We start from the raw sequence: 21,494 nt of genomic DNA, 5'->3' as shown, positions 1-21,494 counted from the left end.
AGCGCCGGGCTGATCCGCCTAACCGAGCGAGGCGTGAAACGCGAGTTCCATGTCCTGCGCCAGGCATTCGAGAATGCCGGGCACGAGGCGGTCGTGAAAGTCGATGTGCATGTGCTTCTCGAAGGCCTCCTCGTCCCGGAAGGTGGCGACCACGTGGAACAGGTCCGGATCGTCTTCCGACTGGAGAAACTCGTAGACCAGCGCATCGGGTTCATGTTCGAAGACGAGGCCCTTCAGCTCCGCCTGCAATTCGATCATGCGCTCGCGCATTTCCGGCTTGGTGCGCAGGCGCGCAATGAAGCTCTTGCCAGCCATCGGTTCAGCCCTTCGGATGGGGTTCGAGATCGAACAGAAGTTCGCGCTCGTAACTGCCGTCCATGCAGCCGACGATGCAGTCGATCAGATCCTTGTTGTGATCGTACTCCATGTGCGCCTTGTCGGCGGCTTCATCGACGAAGCTTTCGTAGACGGCGAACATGCCGGGCTCGCCAAGTCGGAAGAACTGGTAGTGCAGCGTTCCCGGCTCCTGCTTGGAAAGCTCTTCCATCTGCCGTGCCATGGCGATGAAATCGTCTTGCCTTTCGTCCTTGATGCGAAAACGGGACAGGAAACTGAAGGCCATGTACTCTCTCCTCAGGCGCGGCCGCGCGATCTTTCGTAGGCGATCCAGGACGGCAGGTGTTCGGGGAAGTCCGCCAGAGCGGGCGTATCGTAGGCCCGGTTGCGGTCGGGCTTGAGCAGGATGTCCGGGTAATCGGACAAGGGCACGTAATAGAGAAACGAGATCTCGCGCTCGGCGAACTTCCAGCCCTGTTCGGTATTGCGGTAGCGGTCGGCATAGCGCAGCCCGGCAACCATCATCTGGCCCTTGCGCATCAGCTCGGCATGGCCCGAGACGCGTCCTGTGGCCTCGCTCTTCCCATCGCCTGTGAAATCGATCTGGACGTCGTGCATGAAGTGATGGCCGGGCCCCAGGACATCGAAACGGCCATGGTACTGTTCGATGATGGCATCGCGGCCCTTGGCATACATGACCCCGTCGGCGGATTTGAGAACGCCGTCTTCGGTGAATAACGAGCGCACGGCTTCGATTTTGCGATCGTCGATATCGAAGCTGTAATGGGCGATGAGCTGCCGAATCTGCGATTCGGCTTCAAGCCTCGCAACGCGGGCTTCCAGTCCAATCACTCGTTGCTCTCCCGGGCCTTCGCCGCGGCACTCGTTGCCGTCGGCCTGGTCTTCGCGGCAGCATAGGCCAGAGTAAAATAAAAACAATCATGAATGCATCATATATGCCTCGTATCGCGGGAACCCCCGTGAGATCGGCAAGAAGGGCAGCCGATCGGGTGATGCGGTAAGAGCACACTTCCCGGCACCCCCAATAAAAACAAACATGATTGATTGCTTAACGGAAAAATCCTGTTATCCAGTCCATCAACTCGCAAACAATGGCGAGGCCACAAGGAGAGAGCGAATGCTGACGAAAAGGCTCTATGGGTCAACATGTGCGCTGGCACTGATTACGGGAATGTTGGCCAGCCCCGCCTGGGCGCAAGATGCAACCGATGAAGCGGGCGCTCAGGATGCGGTGCAACCGGCCAAAACGCAGGTGACGTCCACCGGCCTGGCCGAAATCGTCGTGACTGCTACCCGCCGCGCCACCGACCTTCAGTCGACCCCGGTTTCGGTGTCGGCGGTCGACAGTTCCCTGATCCAGCAGGCAAGCCCGCGCGACCTTGGCGATCTCGCCGCGTTCGTGCCGAACTTCTCCGCCGCAACGATCGCGAACTTCAACGCAGCCAGCTTCGCCATGCGCGGCGTGGGCCAGACATCGATCATCGTTTACTTCGAGCCGCCGGTCGCGGTTCTCGTCGACGACTTCGTGGTCCCTTCGGTCCAGACCCAGCTGCTCGATACCTTCGATGTCGCCCAGGTCGAAGTCCTGCGCGGACCGCAGGGTACCCTGTTCGGCAAGAACACGACGGGCGGTGTCGTGACCGTGCGTACGAAGAAGCCGATCATCAATTACGTGGGCGTCGAAGGTCGCGTGGAATTCGGCGACTTCGGCGAGAAGAAGATCCAGGCCGCGATGAACGTGCCGATCAGCGATATCGCCGCGGTGCGGCTTGTCGGCGGATACGAAAAGTCTGATGGCTATTACAAGAACGGGGCGTGCTACGGTCCTGTGACCGGGTTCGTGGACAGCAAGTTCGAAGGCGCGACGGGATGCCTCGACAACGCGACGCTTGGCGGCAAGGACGTCTGGCAGGCGCGCGCCAAGCTCTTGGTCGAACCGACCCCGCAACTCAGCGCGCTCTTCCAGTACGAATGGATCCGCGACCGCTCCGAGGTCGTTCCGTCGGTCAACGAGAACTATCTCTATACCGGCGAGAACGCTTTCCTCACCGATCTGCTCGGCCTGACCGACCCCACTGCGCAGGGGACCGATCCACTCGACCGCGCGGCTTATACCGGTCGCAACGATGCCCTGCTCAAGATGGGCAAGGGACAGCGCATCTCGGTGGATGGCATCTATGCCAACATCGAATACAATGCCGACTTCGGTACTTTCACCTCGGTATCCGGCTATCGTTTCCAGCGCTCGCGCATTCCGAACTCCTATGCCGGTGCGACGGCACAGGGCAGCGACGGCCAACTGCTCTCCTTCTTCGACGCAACCCGTGACGACGACCGCAAGACCTGGCAGCAGGAACTGCGCTTCGCCTCGGGCTTCCAGGGGCCGTTCAACTTCGTTGCCGGCGGTTTCTACCAGCGTGACAAGATCGACTTCTGCGTTTCGCAGATTCTCGGCTTCCTCGACCTGACTTCCGGGCCACTGGATTTTGGCGAGTGGAACAACACGCCTTACCTGCTGTGCAACGCGCAGAAGGCCAAGTCGCGCGCCCTGTTCTTCGAAGGTACATTCAAGTTCAACGACAAGCTGACCTTGTCGGCTGGCGGGCGTTATACCTGGGACGACAAGACCTGGTATGGTCGCCAGCAGACCTTTATCCCGGCGCTTGGCGGTGGTTTCGATCCCTCGATCACCATCGAAAACGCGCTCGACGCCAGTGTCTACAAGTACCCTGCAGGCGTCGTCACCGTATCGGACAAGTGGCGTGAACCGACCTACCGCGCAAGCCTGAGCTACCAGGCGACTGACGACCTCTTCGTCTACGGCACGTACTCGCATGGCTACAAGGGCGGCGGCTTCAACGACCAGATCGGTGGCTTCGCGGCTTTCGGCGAGGATCTCGACGCGTTCCGCGCCGCTGCCCGCGCCACGGATCCGGAAAAGGCCGACAGCTACGAAGTGGGCTTCAAGTCGCAGTTCCTCGACAATCGTCTGAGGTTCAACGCGACTGCCTTCTACGTGAAGTACAAGGATCTGCAAAAGCAGCTCAACGTGCCGATCGAGGTGAATGGTCAGCCCAATCAGGTAACGCTGTTCGTCAATGCCGCCAGCGCGACGGTGAAGGGTCTCGAAGTCGAAGCGCAGGCAAACCCGGTGGAAGGTCTGACGCTGCGCGGCGTGCTGGGCTACCAGGACGGCAAGTACAACTCGTATACGGCGGACAATGCCGGATACGACCTTTCGAGCGCTCCTCTCGACCGAGCGCCGAAGTGGCAGTGGACACTTGACGGTTCCTATAGCTTGCCGCTTGGAGACCAGTACAAGATCACACTCAATGGCAATGTCGCCTATACCGGACGCAACCTGAATACGCAGGCGATCGACGACCCGCTGGGCAATACTTTCCTCAATGCCCGGACGCTCGTTAACGCTTCGATCACGCTCGCACAGACGGATGACAAGTACTATATTCGTGCGGTCGGCAAGAACCTGACCAACGAGCGTTATCGTATCGGTGTCCAGAATGTTGCCGGCCTCTGGCTCAACTCGCAATATGGTGCACCGCGCTACTTCGGCGTCGAGCTGGGCGTTAAGTTTGGCGAATACCAGTAAAGGAAAAGGGGCTTCTGTCGGTAGGACCGACGGAGCCCCTATTTTTTTTGTGTCGCAAAGCAAGAGGCTGCGTCCGGCTTGGTGCAGGCAAGTGGCCCCGAGAGAGGATGAGCGTGAAACATATCCCCCCGCATGCCGCGCCGCGCCTGATGCTGGTGACTGTCGCCGCCCTTGCCCTGACCTCCTGCAGCGGCGGCGATAATCAGGCTCGCATCGGCACTCATACGGACCGGCAATGGCTCGCCCAGCTCGACGATGGCAGCGATGGCAAGGACTGGCCCGCCTTCGGGCGGACTTACGGGGAGCAGCATTACAGTCCGCTCAATCAGATCAATGACGGCAACGTCGATCGGCTCGGTCTTGCCTGGTCGGTCGATCTTCCGCCGGGCAATCCGGCGACCGGACCGATCGAGGTGGGCGGGACCGTCTATCTGGCGAGTGGATACAGCGTCGTACGGGCGATCGACGTCGAAACCGGTACGGTGAAGTGGACTTACGATCCGCATGCGCCTGAAATGGCCGGCATCAAGCTGCGGCAGGGCTGGGGCAGTCGCGGCATTGCCTACTGGAACCACAAGGTCATCATCGCGACGCAGGATGGCCGCCTTATCGCGATTGACGAAAAGACCGGCAAGCCGATCTGGACTGCCGAGACACTCTCCAAGGATGATCCTCTTTTCATCTCCGGCCCGCCCCGGGTGTTCGACGGCAAGGTGATCATTGGCAACGGCGGCTCGGACGAAAGCCCGGTGCGTGGGTTCGTCACCGCCTGGGATGCCGATACCGGCAAGTTCCTCTGGAAATTCTATACCGTGCCCGGCAATCCTGCAGACGGCTTTGAAGACGATGCCATGAAGATGGCGGCAAAGACCTGGTCCGGGGACTGGTGGAACTATGGCGGCGGCGGCAGCGTCTGGAACGCCATCACGTATGACAGGGCTAACGACCAGATCCTGATCGGCACCGGCAACGGGGCGCCATGGAACCACAAGATCCGTTCGATGGGCAAGGGAGACAACCTGTTCGTCTGCTCGATCGTCGCGCTCGATGCCAAGACCGGCAAGTACAAGTGGCACTACCAGATCAATCCGGGCGAGAGCTGGGATTTCAATGCCGCCATGGACATGGAGCTGGCTGATCTGGAGATCGACGGAAAACCGCGTCAGGTAGTCATGACTGCCCCGAAGAACGGCTTCTTCTACGTCATCGACCGCAAGAACGGTAAGTTGATCTCTGCCGAACCTTTCGTCGATGTCACCTGGGCGAGCAAGATCGACCTGAAGACCGGCCGCCCGGTCGAAGCGCCCAACGTGCGTTACGAAGATGGTCCGGTGACCTTCCGACCGACCCCGCTCGGCGCACATAGCTGGATGCCGATGGCCTTCAGCCCGAAGACCGGACTGACTTATATCCCGGCGATCGATCTGCAGGTCACGTACGACGATACCGGGATCACGCGTGAGACCTTCAAGTGGGCAGGGGGCATGGGCTTGTCGCCCGGCGTGGGCTATTCAATCGGCGATGGTGGAAAGGATGTCACCGGCTGGCTGATCGCGTGGGACCCGGTGGCGCAAAAGGCGCGCTGGAAGATCCCGATGGAAGTGCACCTCAATGGCGGGGTCATGGCGACCGGCGGCAACCTCGTGTTTCAGGGCAGGCCGGACGGCGGCTTCTCTGCCTATAATGCCGAATCCGGCAAGCGCTTGTGGAACTTCGATGCCAAGGCAGGGGTCGTCGCGCCGCCGATCACCTACAGCGTCAAGGGGAAGCAATACGTCACGGTCGTCGCCGGTATCGGGACGAGCGCCGGTCTGTTCGGTCCGATGTTTGCCAAGTACGGCATCGACTATCGTACCCAGCAGCGCCGCGTGCTCACCTTCGCGCTCGGCGCAAAGGGGACCTTGCCGGCCAAGACACCATACAAGGCGGTCGCTTTCGACGATCCCGGTTACAAACCCGATGCCGCACTGGCGCAGAAGGGTGAGCGGATCTTCAACGTGCGTTGCGCGGTTTGTCACGGCACTGCGGCGATCGGTGGCGGCACGGCGCCGGATTTGCGCACCTCGCCCATCCCACCCGATGCCGAGGCTTTTGCATCCGTCGTAAAGGCCGGAGCGCTCGTGCCGAACGGCATGCCCCAGTTCGGGGAACTCTCCCGGACCGATCTCGATGGACTGCGTCAGTATATCCGCTCGCGCGCAGACCTGCTGCGCGAGGGCGACAAGGAGGATGTAGCCGGATCGGTCATGAAACCGGGCGATTGATCTTCGCAGCGCACCTTTCATGGCGTGATAAGTTTGGCGGTGCCGGTATTGCAAATGGCTAGGATCAGACCGGTGCGATGGCGGCAGCGATTGCATTGAGCCCGTGTGCCTCTATCCCTTGCTGCAAATTGATCGCAACAAGGAGGCTCTCGCGTGCCCAGACCTGCACCCCGTCAGATGACCGTCGTTTCCAGCCGCCAGGTTTCACCTTCGCTTTTGCGCGTCACGCTGGGTGGGGACGGTATGGTCGGCTATCCCGAAGGGAATGCAGGCGGCTACGTGAAGTTCATGTTTCCTCCCGCTCCCGGCGCTATGAAGCCGACCGTGCGGACCTATACCATTCGCAACCAGCGCGAGGGCGAGATCGATATCGACTTCGCGCTGCATGGAGACGGCGAAAGCCATGCGGGTCCAGCCACCACATGGGCCCTGCAGGCCGAGCCCGGACAGACCATCGAGCTTGGCGGTCCGGGGGCTGCAAAGCCGCTTCCCTCGGGCTTCGACTACTACATCGTCGCGGGTGACATGACGGCTTTGCCGGCAATTGGTGTCAACCTCGAAGCGCTCGACCGGGATGCCCGGGGCATTGCCATCATCGAAATCCAGAGCGAGTCGGACAAGCAGGCCATCGACGCACCCGAAGGTGTGGCGGTTACCTGGCTAATTAACCCTGTTCCGGGCTCGCAGCCCGATCTGCTGGTCGATGCGGTGCGTGCCGTCGCCTGGCCCAAGGGCAAGGTCTACGCCTGGGCCGCAAGCGAATTCACGGCAATGCGCGGAATGCGCCAGTACCTGCGGACTGAGCGGGGCCTGGGACCGGCCGAACTTTACATCTCCAGCTACTGGAAGCTGGGCCTCAACGAGGACGATCACCGCAGTGTGAAGCGTGAGGATATGGAAACGAGCGGCGAGGGCTGATCCTCAGTCTTCGGGCTGGAGCGAAAGCACGAGCGGAGCGTGACCCCACCGTTCCAGTGCGGCAACCAGGTCGGTCGTGCGCAGGGAAAGCGTAGCGGTATTGCGCAAGGGGTGGACGTTGATGGTCCCGTCGGGCGCGAACGCCGCGTCCAGCACGACGGTGACCTTTCCGGCCCGATCGTTGAAGGCGGCGAGCGGCGTGACTGCCCCGGGGGTCACGCCCAGCAGTTCCTTCATCGCCTCGGGCTTGCCGAAGGAGAAGCGTCCCGCGCCCAGCCGGGAGGCGATGAACCTGAGGTCGGCGCGCTCTTCACCCGGCATGGTGACGAGCCAGTAGCGGCCTGCCTTGTCTTTCAGGAACAGGTTCTTGGTGTGATAGCCGGGGATATGGCCGGTCACCTCGGCGCTATCCTCCACGGTCGCCACGGCGATATGCTCGTGGACGGCGAAGACGACCCCGGCACTGTCGAGGTCGGCGAGCAGGGCCTGTTCGCTGTTCAAGACGATGTCGCTGCCCGGCTGTCTCAGTGCCGCTCGGGCCAGAGCGCTGTAAGGGCGATCCTGCGGAACTTCCAGCGACCGTTCTCGCGCACGTATTCGTCGTCGTAGCGACCGATCAGGAAAAGCGGATTGTCATGCCCGCCGCGTGTGGCGAAAGGCGAGGTCGCGGTCTGGCGGGTTATGAGGTCGAGCAGCAGGCAATGCCCCTTGGCCGTGTCGGGGCCGGTCAATGTGATCGAGTGGTTGGCGATCAGGTGCAGGGTGTCCAGTGGCCCCTGGCAATGCGCCCATGTCTGGCGAAACAGGTCGATCACGGCGTCGGCTCCTTCGAAGCTGCCGCCATAGGCCGCGGGATAGGCGCAGACGATGTCGCTCGCGAAGTTTTGTCTGACGGCCTCTTCGTCGATGGTGTCGAAACCGGTCGAATAGGCGACGCGCAGTTCGCGAATGGCTTCGCGCGCGAAAAGCTCTGCCAGATTCATTTCAGCCTGGGTCATTTCAGGTTGTCTCCCGTTTGCGCCTTGTGGCGTCATTTGTCGCTTGGTTGAGGTGCCAACTCGTTCAGCTGCTTCTGGATCTCGCTGAGTTTGCGCAGGTATTCTTCGCGGTCATCTCCCAGAAGTACCAGTGCCGCGGTTTTCAGGAAGCAGGCGTGCAGTTCCAGGCGGCATTGCGGGCTCTCGCAGATGCCCAGCGACCAGCGGCGATAGACCAGGAATTCGTGCATCACATGCTCGCGGGCGAGTTGCTCGATGTCGAGATCGTCGCGTACCCTGCCTTGTGCCTTCATCACCGCGTACCACGCCATGAGGCGATTATGGGCGACCGAGGTGAGTTCCTGCACTTCGAGTTGCCGCTGTTCCGAGGCGAACACGAAACCGACGACAACCCGGGCATAGAGCGTGTCGCGTTCCATTTCGCTGACCATCCAGTCGAGCTCGGAAAAGACGACGTCCAGCGTATAGGTCTGCTGGCGTCGGGCAATGTGCGCGCGCACTTCCTTCATGCGATCGACGACGGTCGCACACACCACGCCGTCCTTGTCTCCGAACAGGCGATAGATCGTGCGCTGCGCGACTTCCGCCTCAAGCGACAGGCGTCGGATCGTCAGGCTGGTCACTCCGCCTTCGCCAAGGATGCGGTGGGCGGTGTCGACAATGCGCTTTCGCCGCTCGCGCATGGCAGGACTGGTGTAGCGACGCCGAATCGATGGCACTTTTTTCGCGGGCCGTTTTTGCGTTGCAGCATCGCGTTCTGGCACAGCGGTTCCTTTTGCCGTTCTGCCGTTTTCTAGGAGCGTAGGTGCGCCCAAAGCAATCCCCTCTTGTTTGCCTGCCGTTGCGATGCGGCAGAAAAAGATCATACATGTTTGTATTTTTTGTCTTCACAAAAATGAACATGTGCACTCATTTATAGGGACCGCACGAAAAACGGCGCGGTGATTCGAACTGCCGCGACAGCAAGGCAGTCGATGGATGAGGGGAACGTTATGATCGGCAACAGACACCTGAATTGCGCCCTGAAACTGCTCGTTACCGGTTTGCTCGCATCGGCAAGCACGACAGCCCTGGCCCAGACGGCGCCCGATGCCGCCGGTGAAGGCGGGGGTGCTCCGCAGAAGGCCAGCGGCCTTGAAGAAATCATCGTGACCGCAAGGCGTGTCTCGGAATCGCTTCAGGATACGCCTGTCGCGGTTTCCGCCTTCACCGCATCGGCCATCGACAACAAGTTCGCCACCGACATTCGCGGCCTCGCCGGCGACGTGCCGAACGTGGTCATCACGAATGTCCCGGGTTTCAACGCCGCCTCGATCGGCATTCGTGGCCAATCCACCGGCGACATCATCCTGACTTTCGAGCCGGCCGTTGCAGTCGTCGTCGACGACTTCGTGCTTGCGCACGTTCAGACCCAGCTCTTCGACCTGTTCGATATCGACCGCATCGAAGTCCTGCGCGGGCCGCAGGGGACCCTGTTCGGCAAGAATACCGTCGGCGGTGTCGTCAACGTGATCACCAAGCGCCCCGAACCGGGCTTCAGCGGTGAAGTCCGCCTTGGTTATTCAAGCTTCAACACCAAGGATGTGAAGGCGGCGATAAACATCCCCTTCACCGACAACCTCTACTTCCGCGCCGCCGGCTCGTTCCAGGAAAGCAACGGCTATTACCACCTGACGAAGAACAACGACGTCGACGGTATCCAGGGTGTCCCTGGACGTGGCCAGCGCTGGGGCGGATCGAGGTATTTCAGCGGCCGTGCCAAGCTTCTGTGGGAGCCGACCGCCGATACCAACATCATGGCCACTTACGAGATCCTGCGCGATCGCGGGGATTCTCCGCCATCGGTGAACGAGACGCCGCCGGGCTTCCTGTTCGATGTCGTGGGCTTCCCGGGCATTCAGACGACCGGCGCCAGCCCGTTCGATACCGGTACGACGCTATGCGAAGGCTCGGCCACCGGAGCGACCTGTCCGGGCACCCTGAGCGGACATCGCATCGATGTCGACGGGTTGTACCTGCGCGGTGAGCACAGCTTTGAAGGCGCGGGCACGATCACCGTGGTCGGCGGCTGGCGCCGGGTGAAATCCTCGCTGCCGTCAGACTATACCGGCGAGAACGCCTACCTGTTCGTCTCCACTCGCGACGATACGCGCAAGCAGTACAGTGTCGAGGCGCGCTTCTCTTCGGACTTCTCCGACCGCATCAAGTTCACGGTCGGCGGGATGTACTGGGGCCAGAAGATGGACGCCAATGCGACCAGCTTCCTGGGATTCCTGCGCTTCCTCGGCGATCCGACCGCGCTGACCGATCCGAACCTGTCTACCGCGTACTACAAGGTCGATTCCTACGCGGTATTCGGCGAGGCCGAATACAAGGTGGCCGATCCGTTCTCGATCTTTGTCGGCGCGCGGTATACCAAGGAGGACAAGAGCTTCGCGGTGCAGCCGCAGGTCCGCCGTTCGCTGGTCGAAACCGGGTTCTGGCCGCAGTATTCCGACAGCGCCAAGTTCGATCGTCCGACCATGCGTGCCGGCTACCGCTGGGAAATCGCACCGGGCATCAACAATTACTTCACCTATAGCCAGGGCTACAAGTCGGGTGGCTACAACGAACAGGCGATGTCGGCCACGTCTGCGCTTCCCTTCAAGGAAGAGACCGCAGACAGCTTCGAATTCGGCCTGAAAACGGAAACGGCGGACCGCGTTCTGCGCGTCAACCTTGCTGCCTTCTACGTGAAGTACAACGATCTCCAGCGCGACGCTGTGGTTCCTTTCATCGATCCGATTACCGGTCTGCCGGGACAGGAGACCCGCACCACCAACGCGGGTAAGGCCAAGGTCTACGGCCTTGAAGTCGAAGCTTCGGCCGCGCCCACCGAGGGACTGACGCTTGGTGCCGCGCTCGGCTGGCAGCGGGCCAAGTACCTTGAGTTCTTCACCGACGTGAATGGCGATGGGACCAATGACGATGCGTCCTATCTCCACTTGCGCAACGCGCCCAAGTGGACGCTCAGTGGCAATGCCCGCTACGAATTCCCACCGGCCCAATGGGGCACCATCGCACTCAGTGCCGATGTGAACTACCAGTCGGAATTCGAATCCACGACGCTCAATGCCGATTACTCGCAGGGCGAGGCGCGGACCCTGGTCGGGGCGAGCATCGCCTGGACCGACCCCAGCGACAGGTATCGCATTGCCGTATTCGGCCGCAACCTGCTGGACGAAGTCTATCGGGTCTCGGCCAATTCGGTCGCCGGCCTGTTCAACTTCACGAACTATGCGCCGCCGCGTTCCTTCGGCGTCGAAGGCTCGGCGAAGTTCTGATCGATGGTGCCGGGGGCTTCTCCTTGCCTCAGCGCCAGCGGTCGTCTCCCGGGGTGGATCCCGTTCCCGCCCCGGGGGACTGCCCCCGCGCTATCGCAGGCGATGCGGCCGACCGACGCCTGTCGGAACGAGATCGAAGGCAAAGCTGATGCGCTCCTCATTGCCGCCGAAGGGCATCGTGGCGTGCCAGAGGTAGGAGGGGAACAGGATCAGGCGGCCTGCCCGGGGCTGCATCACGCGCATTCGACCGCCGCCGCCAAGCTCTTGCGGGAGGGTGCCGATGGCAAAGGCGCCTTCGTCGCCGGAAGCGGCGGGCGCCCTGTATTCGGGATAATAGACCCCGGACATCCAGTTGGGCGCATGGATATGGGCGCCCACTTCGCCGCCGGGCCGCAGGATCGTGCCCCACAGGGTGAGGCTCCAGTCTGCGGGCAGGGCGCGGAGAAAGGGATGGTCGGCTGCCATGGCGGCCAGACGCGCGTGCTCGTCGGCAAGCCTCGCCGTCGCCAGCGCGCACAGGGCTGCGATGGCCGGACTTTGCGCCTCGGCCAAGTCGTCGCTCTGCCGCCCGCCACGGGTTACCAGCCCTTCGGGTTCTTCGGTGAGCGAGGGATGATCGCGCAGCTCATGGACGAGCTTGGCGTTGAATTGCTGCAGATCGGCGAAACCGGGGACGGCCTCGATGTCGTGCACGGTGACGAAGCGGTCGATCGCCATGAGCGCGTCGCGCTCCTCGGCGCGGCTGAGTTTTTCCAGCGCTGCGAGCGAGAGCGCGAGTGGCGTGGTGATCGTCGGCGAGGCGTTTTGCAGGAAGCCGGTGACCTTAAGGGCTTCTTCGCAGCGTTCGGCGCGGATCAGCGCGCGGGCAAGGTTCACGCCCAGCGCATGGTTGGGCGCAGCGGGATCGAACCCGGCGCGAAATACCTCGGCAGCGCCCCGGGCATCGCCGGCTGCTTCACGCAGCAGCCCGAGCTGGTTCGTCGCGCGGACATGGCCGGGCAGGGCGGTCAGCACTTGCCGGACGAGGGTTTCGGCTTCGTCCCTGCGGCCGAGCGCGGCAAGCGCATCGACGAGGTTGAGCGCGCTTTCGACGTGGCCGGGCCTTGCATCCAGCGCCTGCCGGTAACGGCGCGCGGCCTCTTCGTGACGGCCGAGGCGCGAGAGTGCCACGCCCATGTTGACCAGGGCGTCGGGATGGCCCGGTGCGGTCTTGAGCACGGTTTCGAGCGTATCCACCGCTTCACCGTAACGCTGCGCGGCGATCAGGCAGGAACCCAGGTTGGCCATCGTGGCCGCGTGGCCCGGCCGCAGTTTCAGTGCCGCGCCGAAGGCAGCCAGCGCCTCTTCGATGGCGCCCTTGTTCTTGAGCGCGACGGCAAGGTTCTGATGCCGTCCCGGATCGCCGGGATCGGCATCGCGCGCCGCGGCGAAGGCGGCGAGGGCGCCATCGCCGTCACCCGTGCGCTGGGCGACGATGCCAGCCAGCGTAAGCGCGTCGGCATTGCCCGGTGCCGCTTCGAGCAGGCGCGCGATCAGCGGTCTGGCCGTTTCCGGGTTCGGGCCTTGCGCCGCTTTTGCAGCGTCTTCCAGCAATTGCCCCCACATACAGAAAGGTCTCTCCCATGATTGGCGTCATCATGCATGTCCGCACCAAGCCGGACAAGACGGAGCGCTTCATCGAGCTGATTACCCAGCTGCAGAAGGATGTGCGTGCGAACGAGCCGGAGACCCTGCTGTTTCAGGTCATGCGCTCCGAAGCGGAGCCCAATGCCTTCGCCTTTACCGAGATCTTCACCAGCCACCGGGCGTGGAAGGATCACGCCAAGCGTCCTTACCACGTCGCGATGGCGGACGAGGGCTGGTCCTGCGTCGACGGGGAGGCCGACATTCGCAGCTTCGAGCTGCTTGGAGATGCACCAGTTATGGGAGAGACTGCATGATCGGATCGCTTGAAGGACGCATTGCCCTGGTTACCGGCTGCACCGGGGGGATCGGCAAGGAGACCAGCCGTGCTCTGGGCGCGGCGGGCGCTACGGTGATCGGCGCGGACCTGCCCGAGGATGGTGGCGACTGGAACGAGGGCATCGGGTCCTGTGCCTATCACCGGCTGGACGTGACCGACGAGGCTTCCTGGCAACAGGTCCTCGCAGCGGTGGAACGCGATCACGGCAAGCTCGACATCCTTGTCCATATCGCAGGCATCGTCGTGGTCGAGAAACTGGAGAACACTTCGCTCGAACAGTGGCGCAAGCAGATGGCTGTGAATGTCGACGGGGTCTTCCTCGGCACCAAGGCGGCCATCCCTCTTATGAGCCGCTCGGGCCAGCAATTGCCGCATGGCGCGTCTATTGTCGTCATTTCCTCGGTCGCAGGGTTGATCGGTTCTCCGCTGCATACCGGTTATTGCGCGTCCAAGGGCGCGGTGCGGCTGTTCGCCAAGGCCTGCGCGATGGAATTTTCCGCTCTCGGTTACAAGGTGCGCTTCAACAGTGTCCATCCCAGTGGCGTGAAAACGGGCATGGTCGATCACATTCTGCAGCGCTTCGTCGACAACGGTTTTGCCGAGTCCGTCGAACAGGCTGCCGAAGGTCTTGCCCCGGCCCATCCGATCGGCCGCATGGCCGAACCCATCGACATCGCCAAGGCGGTGCGATTCCTCGCATCGGATGAATCGGGGTATATGCATGGCTCGGAACTCGTCGTGGACGGCGGCTACACGGCGCAGTGACCCGTTTTCGCCGGAACCTGAAACATTGTCCGCACGGACACGCGCACGATTCAGCCACACAAGACAGAACAAACCCAAAAAGGAGAGCGACCATGACGAAAGAACATGATCCGGGAAAACTGGGTGACTTGATCGTCAACATCAATGATTGCCGCGAAGTCGAACTTGGCACGGGCACGACGATCCGGTTGCTGCGCTACAGCGAGGAAACCGGCGACTGGGTGCTCTGGGTACACATGGAACCGGGCGCGACTTTCGCGCCGCACTGGCATCTGGGCCACGGCCAGTACTTCGTCACCAAGGGTGAGCTCATCTACGATGTCGGCTCGGCACCGGCAGGGACCTACGGATACGAGCCGATAGGCTCCCGCCACAGCGAAGCGCGCTGCGAGGAAGTGACCGAATACCTGTTCATGGGCCACGGCGCGGTGGCCTTCACAGAAGAGAACGGCGAGATCCGCTTCATCCTCAATCACGAGTTCCTGCGCGATGTCGTCAGCGGCGCGGCCCGCTCCAACATTGCCAACGAAGGAATGGAAGAAGCGGCATGACCAGCCCGTCCAATCCGCGCGCGGATCGCCTGCGCGCCATGCTTGCCGGGGAAGGGCTGGCCGCTGTCGTGCTCAGTCACCCCCATGACGTCCGCTATGCCACGGGCTACCACTCGGTCCTCGAACGCTGGGGCCAGATGGAGCCGGTGGCTGCCGCGATCGTCTACGCCGATCCGGCCAAGCCGCTCACGCTGGTCATTCCCGAGGCGAACCTGGGCATCGTTGCCGTGCTCAACCGGCAGGAAGAACGCTGCACCTTCGGGGAAGTCCGCACGTTCGAGATGCTCAACTTCTGCGAAGTGAGCCGCTACATCGATCCCGATCGCAAGGGCGGACAACTGGCGCAGGACGCGATGGCGCTGTCCGGGGCGATTGCCGGAGAGTGCCAGAGCGACATCGTGGCTGCGATCGCCTCGGCGCTGGTCGATCACGGCATGGCCGGAAAGGCGATCGGCTTCGACGAACCGCGCGTGTCGGAAAAGCTGCGGTCTCGGCTGAAGCATGAATATTCGGACGCACTCGACTTCATGATCCGCGTGCGGGCGGTCAAGACGGGCGAGGAACTGGCGCGCTATCGCAAGGTGGGCAGGATTGCCGACGCGATCATCGCCCATGCCGGCTCTTTGCTGCACGAAGGGGCGGACTGGAGCGACGTTCAGGCACGCATCTGCGATTTCATGGTCCGCCACGAAGTCATCCCCGTCGACGAAGGCGCCATGCTCTTCGGCGGTGCCTACGAGCAGGATGACTTCATCCCGGATCTGTTTCGTACCCAGGGCAATCGGGCCCTGCGCCGGGGCGACATCGTCATCCTCGAGACCCAGGGTATCCACGATGGCTTCTGGGTCGACATCAACCGCACCGCCGTCATCGGCGAACCGAGCGCCGAATACCGGCGGCAGCACGATATCCTGCGCGATGCATTCCTGATGATGGTGGAACAGCTGCGCCCGGGCGTCAGCACCGCCAGCCTGCCGCAAATCGGGTATGAACACTTGAAGTCCAAGGGTGTCGCCACGCCTGAGAAGCTGCTGGTCGTGGCGCATGGGATCGGCCTCATGCCACTGGAAATCCCGTTGCCCTATCCTTCCGCGGGCCTTGCCGGGGTCAAGGAGGGCTTCGTCCTCGAAGAGGACATGCTGATCTCGCTCGACAGTCTCTACTTCGGCGCGAAGCTCGGCCCCTGCCACATGGAAAACGTCTACGCGATCACGAAGGACGGGCCTGAATCGATGTACCAGGCCCCACTCGAACTGATCGTGGCCCAAGCCGCGGACCGCGCCATGGCGCAGCCTGCCGGTGCTGTTTGAGAGAGGAACGATAACATGAGCCTTGCAGGCGATAACGACCGCAAGATCGAAAAGTACCGGCGGATGCAGCGCATTCGCCAGTTCGAGGCGAAGGCGGAAGCCATCCATGCCCAGGGCGAGATCCCGGGCGCCCTGCATACTTACGCCGGGATGGAAGCTTCCGGCGTCGGCGCCTGCATGGCGCTGCGCGATGACGACTACATGGTCGGCAATCACCGCAGTCACGGTCACCCGATCGCCAAGGGCGCGGCCCTGCGCCCGCTCATGGCCGAACTGCTCGGCAAGGCGACCGGCGTTTGCAAGGGCAAGGGTGGCTCGATGCACCTGTCCGATTTCGCGATGGGCAGTCTTGGTGAGACGAGCATCGTCGGCTCGGGCGCTCCCGTTGCCGCAGGCGCGGCACTGGGGGCCAAGCTGCAGGGGCTGGACCGCGTGGCGCTGTGCTTCTTCGGCGATGGTGCTTCCAGCGAAGGTGCGGTCCATGAAGGCATGAACCTGGCCGCCGTGTGGAAGCTCCCCGCGATCTTCGTGTGCGAGAACAACCGCTTCGGCATGTCCACGCCGACCGCCCATGCAGTTGCCGGAGAAAATGTCGCGGATCGCGCCAGGGGCTATGGCATTCCGGGCGTGATCGTCGACGGGCAGGACGTCGATGCGGTGGAAGATGCGGTGCGCGAGGCCGTCGATCGCGCCCGCGCAGGGCTGGGGCCGACGCTGATAGAGACGAAGACCTATCGCTATGGCGACCATGCCGTAAACATGGGCCGCGAACTGACCCCGCGTGGACCGGAGCACGACGAGTGGCTCGGCCGCGATCCGATCACGCTTTACCGGGCGCGGCTGGAAGCGGCCGGAGTGTCAGCAGCCGATCTCGACGCCATCGACAAGGCGGTCGCTGGAGAAGTGGCAGATGCCCTGAGCTTCGCACGCGAAAGCGCCTATCCCGAATTCGAGGAAGCCTTCGACCATGTCCTGGTCGAGCGTCTTCCCATTCCCGACGACGTCCGGGCCCACGCCTGAGAAGGAGAGCAACATGGCAAAGGCAACCTATCTCGACGCGATCCGGCAGGCCCAGATGGAGGAAATGCAGCGCGACGAGCGCGTCTTCATGATGGGAGAGGATATTCGCTGCAATGTCTTCGGCACCACGACCGGCTTCGTCGACCTGTTCGGCGAGGAGCGCGTGCGCGATACGCCGATCTCGGAAAACGGCTTCATTGGCGCGGCCGGCGGCGCGGCGATGGTCGGCATGCGGCCCATCGTCGATGCCACGATTTCATCGTTCCTGTTTCCGGCGATGGACCAGATCTGCTCGATCATCGCCAAGTCACGCTACATCTACGGCGGGCAGGCGCGCCTTCCACTGGTGCTGCGGTCGTGCCTCTTTTACGGTAATTCCAACGCGGCGCAGCACTCCGACCGCCCCTATTCCATGTTCATGAACATGCCGGGCCTCAAGATCATCGCCCCGTCCAATGCCTATGACATGAAGGGCCTGCTCAAGGGCGCCGTACGCGATGACAATCCCGTCCTCAGCTTCGAGGACTCGACCTGCTGGATGAACAAGTCCGAGCTTCCCGACGATCCCGATTTCGTGATTCCGCTGGGCAAGGGCGACATCAAGCGCGAAGGTACCGACATTAGCGTCATTGGTGTTGCGGGCGGTGTCAACGTGGCTCTCAGGGCCGCCGAGCAATTGGCCAGGGAAGGCATCTCGATCGAAGTTGTCGATCCGCGCACGCTGGCTCCGCTCGACCGCGACCTGATCCTGCAGTCGGTACGCAAGACGGGCCGCGCGATCTGCGTCGATCCCGCGCACATGACCTGCAGCGCGGCCAGCGAGATATCGGCAACGATCGTGGAACACGCATTCCACGCCCTGCGCGCGCCGGTCATGCGCGTAACGACGCCGGACACGCACCTGCCGTTCAGTCCGCACATCGAAAAGCCGCTCTATCCCTCGGTCGAGCGCATCGTCGACGCCGCGCGCAGGCTCGTCGGCGCGGTCGCACCCGTTCCAGCCTGAGGAGGAATACGCATGGCGCAATATACGGTCGTTCTTCCGCAATACGGCATGGGAATGCAGGACGGCGAAATCGTCAAATGGCTCAAGGGCCCCGGAGACAAGGTCGAAGAGGGCGAGAACCTCGTCGAAGTCGAAGCGGCCAAGACGACGGTCGAAGTGCCTTCGCCGGTTTCCGGCACGCTGCTGGAAATCGTTGCCCGGGAAGGCGAAACGGTGGACGTTCGCGCGCCGATTGCAGTGATCGAAACCGGCTGATCTCCCGCGCCGGTCGAGAGGTGCCGGCCATGGACCGGTGACAGGACTATAAGGGTACGGGAGAGCATGAAGATGGCGCAAGCGAACGGTTCGCCGCGCTGGCCGCGATGGTTGGTCGGCGGGTTTCTGGCAATCGTCGGTCTGGTTCTGGCCGGCGGGGGGCTGCGCCTCCTCATGCTGGGCGGTTCTCTCTACTATCTGCTTGCGGGGCTTGCCTGCCTTGTCTCGGCGGGACTGATCTGGCGTGCGGATCGCCGGGGCCTGTGGCTCTATGCCGCGATGCTGCTGGCAACGCTGGGCTGGGCGCTGTGGGAAGTGGGCGGCGCCTTCTGGCAACTTCTGCCGCGCCTTGCCGGGCCCGCAGTGATCGCGCTGGTTCTGGCCCTGCCGGCGGTACGCCGGACGCTGACCCGGGCCGGGGACACGGCCACGCGCTTTCTCCCCGGCATCGCGGGTCTGCTGTGCGTTCTCTTGCTTGTCGTTACTTACGCCAATGTCCCTGTCTATCTGGTCGGAGCGGGACGGCAGGCCCAGGCCTTGCCGGTGCCTGCCGTGGATCCGGCGGCAACGCAATGGACGGCCTACGGCGGCAACGCCTCGGGCACGCGTCATTCGCTTGCGGGGCAGATCACGCCGGGAAATGCGCCGAAGCTGGAAGAGGTCTGGTCTTTCGAGACGGGCGATACGCTCGAGAAGCGGCCCGAAATCAAGGCGCCGATCTCGTTCATGGCGACCCCGCTGATGGTTGGGGACCGGCTCTACTTTTGCTCGCCGACGGGCAAGGTCTTCGCGCTCGATGCCGATACCGGCAAGCAGCTGTGGATGCGCGATCCCCAGGCGAATCCCGCCAATGCGCAGATGTTCAACTGCCGGGGCGTTTCCTATCACAGCGATCCTGCCGCGGCCGGTTCATGCGCCAAGCGCGTGATCAGTGCGACTCTCGACGGCCGACTGCTGGCGAGCGATGCCCTGACCGGCGAGCCTTGCGCCGACTTCGGGAAGGGCGGCAGCGTCGATCTCGATGCCGGCATGGCCCCAATCGACCCGCTCATGTCCTATACGACTTCGCCGCCCGCGATCGTGGGGAATACCGCGATCCTGGGATCCTATGTGCGCGACAACTTCTCGAAGTTTGATCCATCGGGCGTGGTGCGCGCCTATGACGTAAAGACCGGCAAGCTGCTATGGGCCTGGGACAGCGGCCGACCCGACGATGCGCCAAGGCCCGGCCCTGGCGAGAGCTGGACGCGCGGTTCGGCCAATGCCTGGAGCGTGTTCAGCGCCGATCCGAAGCTCGGCCTCGTCTACCTGCCAACCGGCAACGCCACGCCTGACCATGTCGGCACCCATCGCACGCCGATGCTCGAGCGATATGCCAGTTCTATCGTCGCCCTCGATGCGGCGACCGGCATGGTGCGCTGGCATTTCCAGACCGTGCATCATGACTTGTGGGACTACGACGTGCCCGCCCAACCGGTGTTGTTCGATTTCCCGGTCGGCAATCGCACGGTCCCGGCGCTGGCCGCACCGACCAAGCGCGGCGACATCTTCATTCTCGACCGCGCGACCGGCAAGCCGCTTGTCGGCGTGGAGGAGCGCGCCGTGCCCAAGGGCAAGCTGCCCGGCGAGACCTATTCGCCGACCCAGCCTTTCGTCACCGGCTTCCCTTCCTTTGCGCCCGATCCACTGACCGAGGCGGGGATGTGGGGCACCACGCCGCTGGACCAGATGTGGTGTCGAATACGCTTTCGCTCGCTCGATTATGTCGGGGCCTTTACCCCGCCGTCCGAGCGGGGGGCGATCCAGTGGCCGGGTACTTTCGGGATACTCAACTGGGGCAGCGTCAGCATTGATCCGCAGCGGCAGCTGATGATCGTCAATTCTTCTGCCGTTCCGCAGGAAGTGCGCCTGTTCCGACACGGTGCCGATAGCGACAGGCCGGCTGACGCCACGGATTCCCATGCGCCCGGGTATCTGCCGCAGGTCGGCACGAACTACGGCGTGAGCCTGTTGCCGATGCTCTCGCCGCTTGGCATTCCCTGCGAGGCGCCGCCATGGGGCCATATTGCCGCGATCGATCTGAAGACGCGCAAGCTTGCGTGGAAACGCACTTTCGGGACTTCACAGGATACGGCGCCCCTGGGCGTTCAGGTGCCGGGCGCCTTCAACCTGGGCGGGTCGGTCAACACCGTCAGCGGTGTTACCTTCATCGGTGCTTCCATGGACAACTACGTGCGCGCCTTCGAGACGGCGACGGGCCGCGAGTTGTGGAAGGGCAGGCTTCCCGCAGGCGGGCAGGCCACACCGATCACTTACGTCTCGTCAAAGACGGGGCGGCAGTATGTGGTGATCGCATCGGGTGGGCACATGTACATGGGTACGACGCCGGGCGACTATGTCGTCGCCTTCGCGCTGCCTGCTACGCAATAAGGGCTGCCCGACAAGAAATTGGGGCGAGGGGGCGGATCGCTCCGGCCAGTCCGCCCCTTTCCGCTCTCGGCGGCGTTACAGCGCTCGCCGCGCATCCTTGCCATCCCAGGTGGCGACGGCTTCGCGGATCATGGCAAATGTTTCGTGCATGGCCGGATAGGGCTCGATGATCTCGATGATCGGGCTGAGACCCGGGCGGGCGGTGTCGAGGTAGGCAAAGCGCGAAAGCGGCAGGCGTCCTTCCAGCAGGACCGGCACGCCTTGTGCACGCGCGCGCGCCATGCACGCTTCGTAGTCGTCCACGAATGTCCCGAAGTGGTGGACCCCGCTTTGTCCCGATTCCAGGAATTCGCGATAGGTGGAGGGGGCAGTGCCCGGCTGGATCAGCTCGATCATCGTGTCGCCGCTGTAGCTCACGGCAATCGCGCCGAAGATGTCGGCGTCGAGCGGAACGGCCTCTTCGCGCACTGCCAGTTCCTCGAAGGGCAGGGGCAGGGGGAATTCGAAAAAGGGGCCGACACCCATCGCGCCGGTCCAGTGATCGATCGCCGCGTCCACATCGGGCACGACATAGGCGATCTGGAATGTCTTTCCGTAAGTCAGGCTCATCTTTCGTCTCTCCCGTGCCGCTGAATATCGAACAATTCGCAAAGCAGCTTGCAAAACAATCATGACTGTTTTTTAATGCAAGTCTACCCCCATCGGATTCGGACTGACTGGAAGA

The 21,494-nt window shown here is 62.8% G+C and carries 20 protein-coding genes; 12 read left to right on the top strand and 8 right to left on the bottom strand.

Annotation, left to right across the window (positions count from 1 at the left end; translation table 11 throughout):
* Positions 1-18: 18 nt before the first annotated feature.
* The 3 genes from SPHV1_RS06105 to SPHV1_RS06095 are packed head-to-tail and all read right to left on the bottom strand — an operon-like array spanning position 19 to position 1,188.
* Entirely contained in the window at positions 19-315 is a 297-nt protein-coding gene (locus SPHV1_RS06105; protein WP_054945146.1) for a putative quinol monooxygenase, read from the bottom strand.
* 4 nt (positions 316-319) lie between these two features.
* The gene (locus tag SPHV1_RS06100; protein ID WP_054945145.1) at positions 320-622 is read right to left on the bottom strand and encodes a putative quinol monooxygenase; all 303 of its coding nucleotides are present in this window, start codon (positions 620-622) and stop codon (positions 320-322) included.
* 11 nt (positions 623-633) lie between these two features.
* Positions 634-1,188 (bottom strand): nuclear transport factor 2 family protein, encoded by a 555-nt coding sequence (locus SPHV1_RS06095; RefSeq protein ID WP_082430863.1) that lies wholly within the window; start codon positions 1,186-1,188, stop codon positions 634-636.
* Positions 1,189-1,474: 286 nt separating this feature from the next.
* Here SPHV1_RS06095 and SPHV1_RS06090 point away from each other — a divergent pair, with 286 nt between their 5' ends.
* The 3 genes from SPHV1_RS06090 (at position 1,475) to SPHV1_RS06080 (ending at position 7,149) form a co-directional block, all read left to right on the top strand.
* Positions 1,475-3,967, top strand: coding sequence for a TonB-dependent receptor (locus SPHV1_RS06090; RefSeq protein ID WP_054945144.1), 2,493 nt, complete (start codon positions 1,475-1,477; stop codon positions 3,965-3,967).
* A gap of 113 nt (positions 3,968-4,080) precedes the next feature.
* The gene (locus SPHV1_RS06085) at positions 4,081-6,231 is read left to right on the top strand and encodes a PQQ-dependent dehydrogenase, methanol/ethanol family (RefSeq protein ID WP_231634545.1); all 2,151 of its coding nucleotides are present in this window, start codon (positions 4,081-4,083) and stop codon (positions 6,229-6,231) included.
* A 153-nt stretch (positions 6,232-6,384) separates the two neighbouring features.
* On the top strand, positions 6,385-7,149 hold the full coding sequence (locus tag SPHV1_RS06080) for a siderophore-interacting protein (RefSeq protein ID WP_231634544.1): 765 nt from the start codon (positions 6,385-6,387) through the stop codon (positions 7,147-7,149).
* 3 nt (positions 7,150-7,152) lie between these two features.
* On the opposite strand, the gene SPHV1_RS06075 is transcribed toward SPHV1_RS06080, so the two are convergent.
* From SPHV1_RS06075 to SPHV1_RS06065, 3 genes are read right to left on the bottom strand one after another with little or no spacing between them, the layout of a single operon-like run.
* The gene (locus SPHV1_RS06075; RefSeq protein WP_156367265.1) at positions 7,153-7,650 is read right to left on the bottom strand and encodes a prolyl-tRNA synthetase associated domain-containing protein; all 498 of its coding nucleotides are present in this window, start codon (positions 7,648-7,650) and stop codon (positions 7,153-7,155) included.
* A 23-nt stretch (positions 7,651-7,673) separates the two neighbouring features.
* The gene (locus tag SPHV1_RS06070) at positions 7,674-8,147 is read right to left on the bottom strand and encodes a nuclear transport factor 2 family protein (RefSeq protein WP_054945141.1); all 474 of its coding nucleotides are present in this window, start codon (positions 8,145-8,147) and stop codon (positions 7,674-7,676) included.
* Positions 8,148-8,179: 32 nt separating this feature from the next.
* A complete protein-coding gene (locus SPHV1_RS06065) occupies positions 8,180-8,866 on the bottom strand; it encodes a TetR/AcrR family transcriptional regulator (protein ID WP_054945140.1) in 687 nt (228 codons plus the stop codon).
* A 273-nt stretch (positions 8,867-9,139) separates the two neighbouring features.
* Between SPHV1_RS06065 and SPHV1_RS06060 the strand changes: the two genes are divergently transcribed.
* Positions 9,140-11,470: a TonB-dependent receptor gene (locus SPHV1_RS06060; RefSeq protein ID WP_054945139.1), complete on the top strand. Its 2,331-nt coding sequence runs from the start codon at positions 9,140-9,142 to the stop codon at positions 11,468-11,470.
* A 90-nt stretch (positions 11,471-11,560) separates the two neighbouring features.
* On the opposite strand, the gene SPHV1_RS06055 is transcribed toward SPHV1_RS06060, so the two are convergent.
* A complete protein-coding gene (locus SPHV1_RS06055) occupies positions 11,561-13,075 on the bottom strand; it encodes a tetratricopeptide repeat protein (protein ID WP_054945138.1) in 1,515 nt (504 codons plus the stop codon).
* 17 nt (positions 13,076-13,092) lie between these two features.
* On the opposite strand from SPHV1_RS06055, the gene SPHV1_RS06050 reads away from it, so the two are divergent.
* The 8 genes from SPHV1_RS06050 to SPHV1_RS06015 all read left to right on the top strand — a co-directional run bounded on the left by SPHV1_RS06050 (position 13,093) and on the right by SPHV1_RS06015 (position 20,770).
* Entirely contained in the window at positions 13,093-13,410 is a 318-nt protein-coding gene (locus SPHV1_RS06050; RefSeq protein WP_054945137.1) for a putative quinol monooxygenase, read from the top strand.
* A complete protein-coding gene (locus SPHV1_RS06045; protein WP_054945136.1) occupies positions 13,407-14,198 on the top strand; it encodes an SDR family oxidoreductase in 792 nt (263 codons plus the stop codon). The genes SPHV1_RS06050 and SPHV1_RS06045 overlap by 4 nt, the downstream gene beginning before the upstream one ends.
* Before the next feature lie 92 nt (positions 14,199-14,290).
* The gene (locus SPHV1_RS06040) at positions 14,291-14,749 is read left to right on the top strand and encodes a cupin domain-containing protein (RefSeq protein WP_054945135.1); all 459 of its coding nucleotides are present in this window, start codon (positions 14,291-14,293) and stop codon (positions 14,747-14,749) included.
* Positions 14,746-16,059, top strand: a complete 1,314-nt coding sequence (locus SPHV1_RS06035; protein WP_054945134.1) for a M24 family metallopeptidase — start codon at positions 14,746-14,748, stop codon at positions 16,057-16,059. The genes SPHV1_RS06040 and SPHV1_RS06035 overlap by 4 nt, the downstream gene beginning before the upstream one ends.
* Before the next feature lie 15 nt (positions 16,060-16,074).
* Positions 16,075-17,079 carry a thiamine pyrophosphate-dependent dehydrogenase E1 component subunit alpha gene (locus SPHV1_RS06030; protein WP_054945133.1) on the top strand — a complete coding sequence of 335 codons (1,005 nt, stop codon included), beginning with the start codon at positions 16,075-16,077 and terminating at the stop codon, positions 17,077-17,079.
* A gap of 13 nt (positions 17,080-17,092) precedes the next feature.
* Entirely contained in the window at positions 17,093-18,085 is a 993-nt protein-coding gene (locus SPHV1_RS06025) for an alpha-ketoacid dehydrogenase subunit beta (RefSeq protein WP_054945168.1), read from the top strand.
* A gap of 12 nt (positions 18,086-18,097) precedes the next feature.
* Positions 18,098-18,340 (top strand): biotin/lipoyl-containing protein, encoded by a 243-nt coding sequence (locus tag SPHV1_RS06020; protein ID WP_054945132.1) that lies wholly within the window; start codon positions 18,098-18,100, stop codon positions 18,338-18,340.
* A gap of 72 nt (positions 18,341-18,412) precedes the next feature.
* Positions 18,413-20,770 carry a membrane-bound PQQ-dependent dehydrogenase, glucose/quinate/shikimate family gene (locus tag SPHV1_RS06015; RefSeq protein ID WP_054945167.1) on the top strand — a complete coding sequence of 786 codons (2,358 nt, stop codon included), beginning with the start codon at positions 18,413-18,415 and terminating at the stop codon, positions 20,768-20,770.
* A 75-nt stretch (positions 20,771-20,845) separates the two neighbouring features.
* Here SPHV1_RS06015 and SPHV1_RS06010 read toward each other — a convergent pair whose 3' ends face one another.
* On the bottom strand, positions 20,846-21,379 hold the full coding sequence (locus tag SPHV1_RS06010; protein ID WP_054945131.1) for a VOC family protein: 534 nt from the start codon (positions 21,377-21,379) through the stop codon (positions 20,846-20,848).
* Positions 21,380-21,494: the final 115 nt, after the last annotated feature.

Origin of the sequence: Novosphingobium sp. KN65.2 (assembly GCF_001368935.1) — a bacterium.
Lineage (GTDB): Bacteria > Pseudomonadota > Alphaproteobacteria > Sphingomonadales > Sphingomonadaceae > Novosphingobium > Novosphingobium mathurense.
The sequence above is the reverse complement of the archived record's forward strand: the minus strand, read 5'-3'. Positions and strand labels throughout refer to the sequence as shown.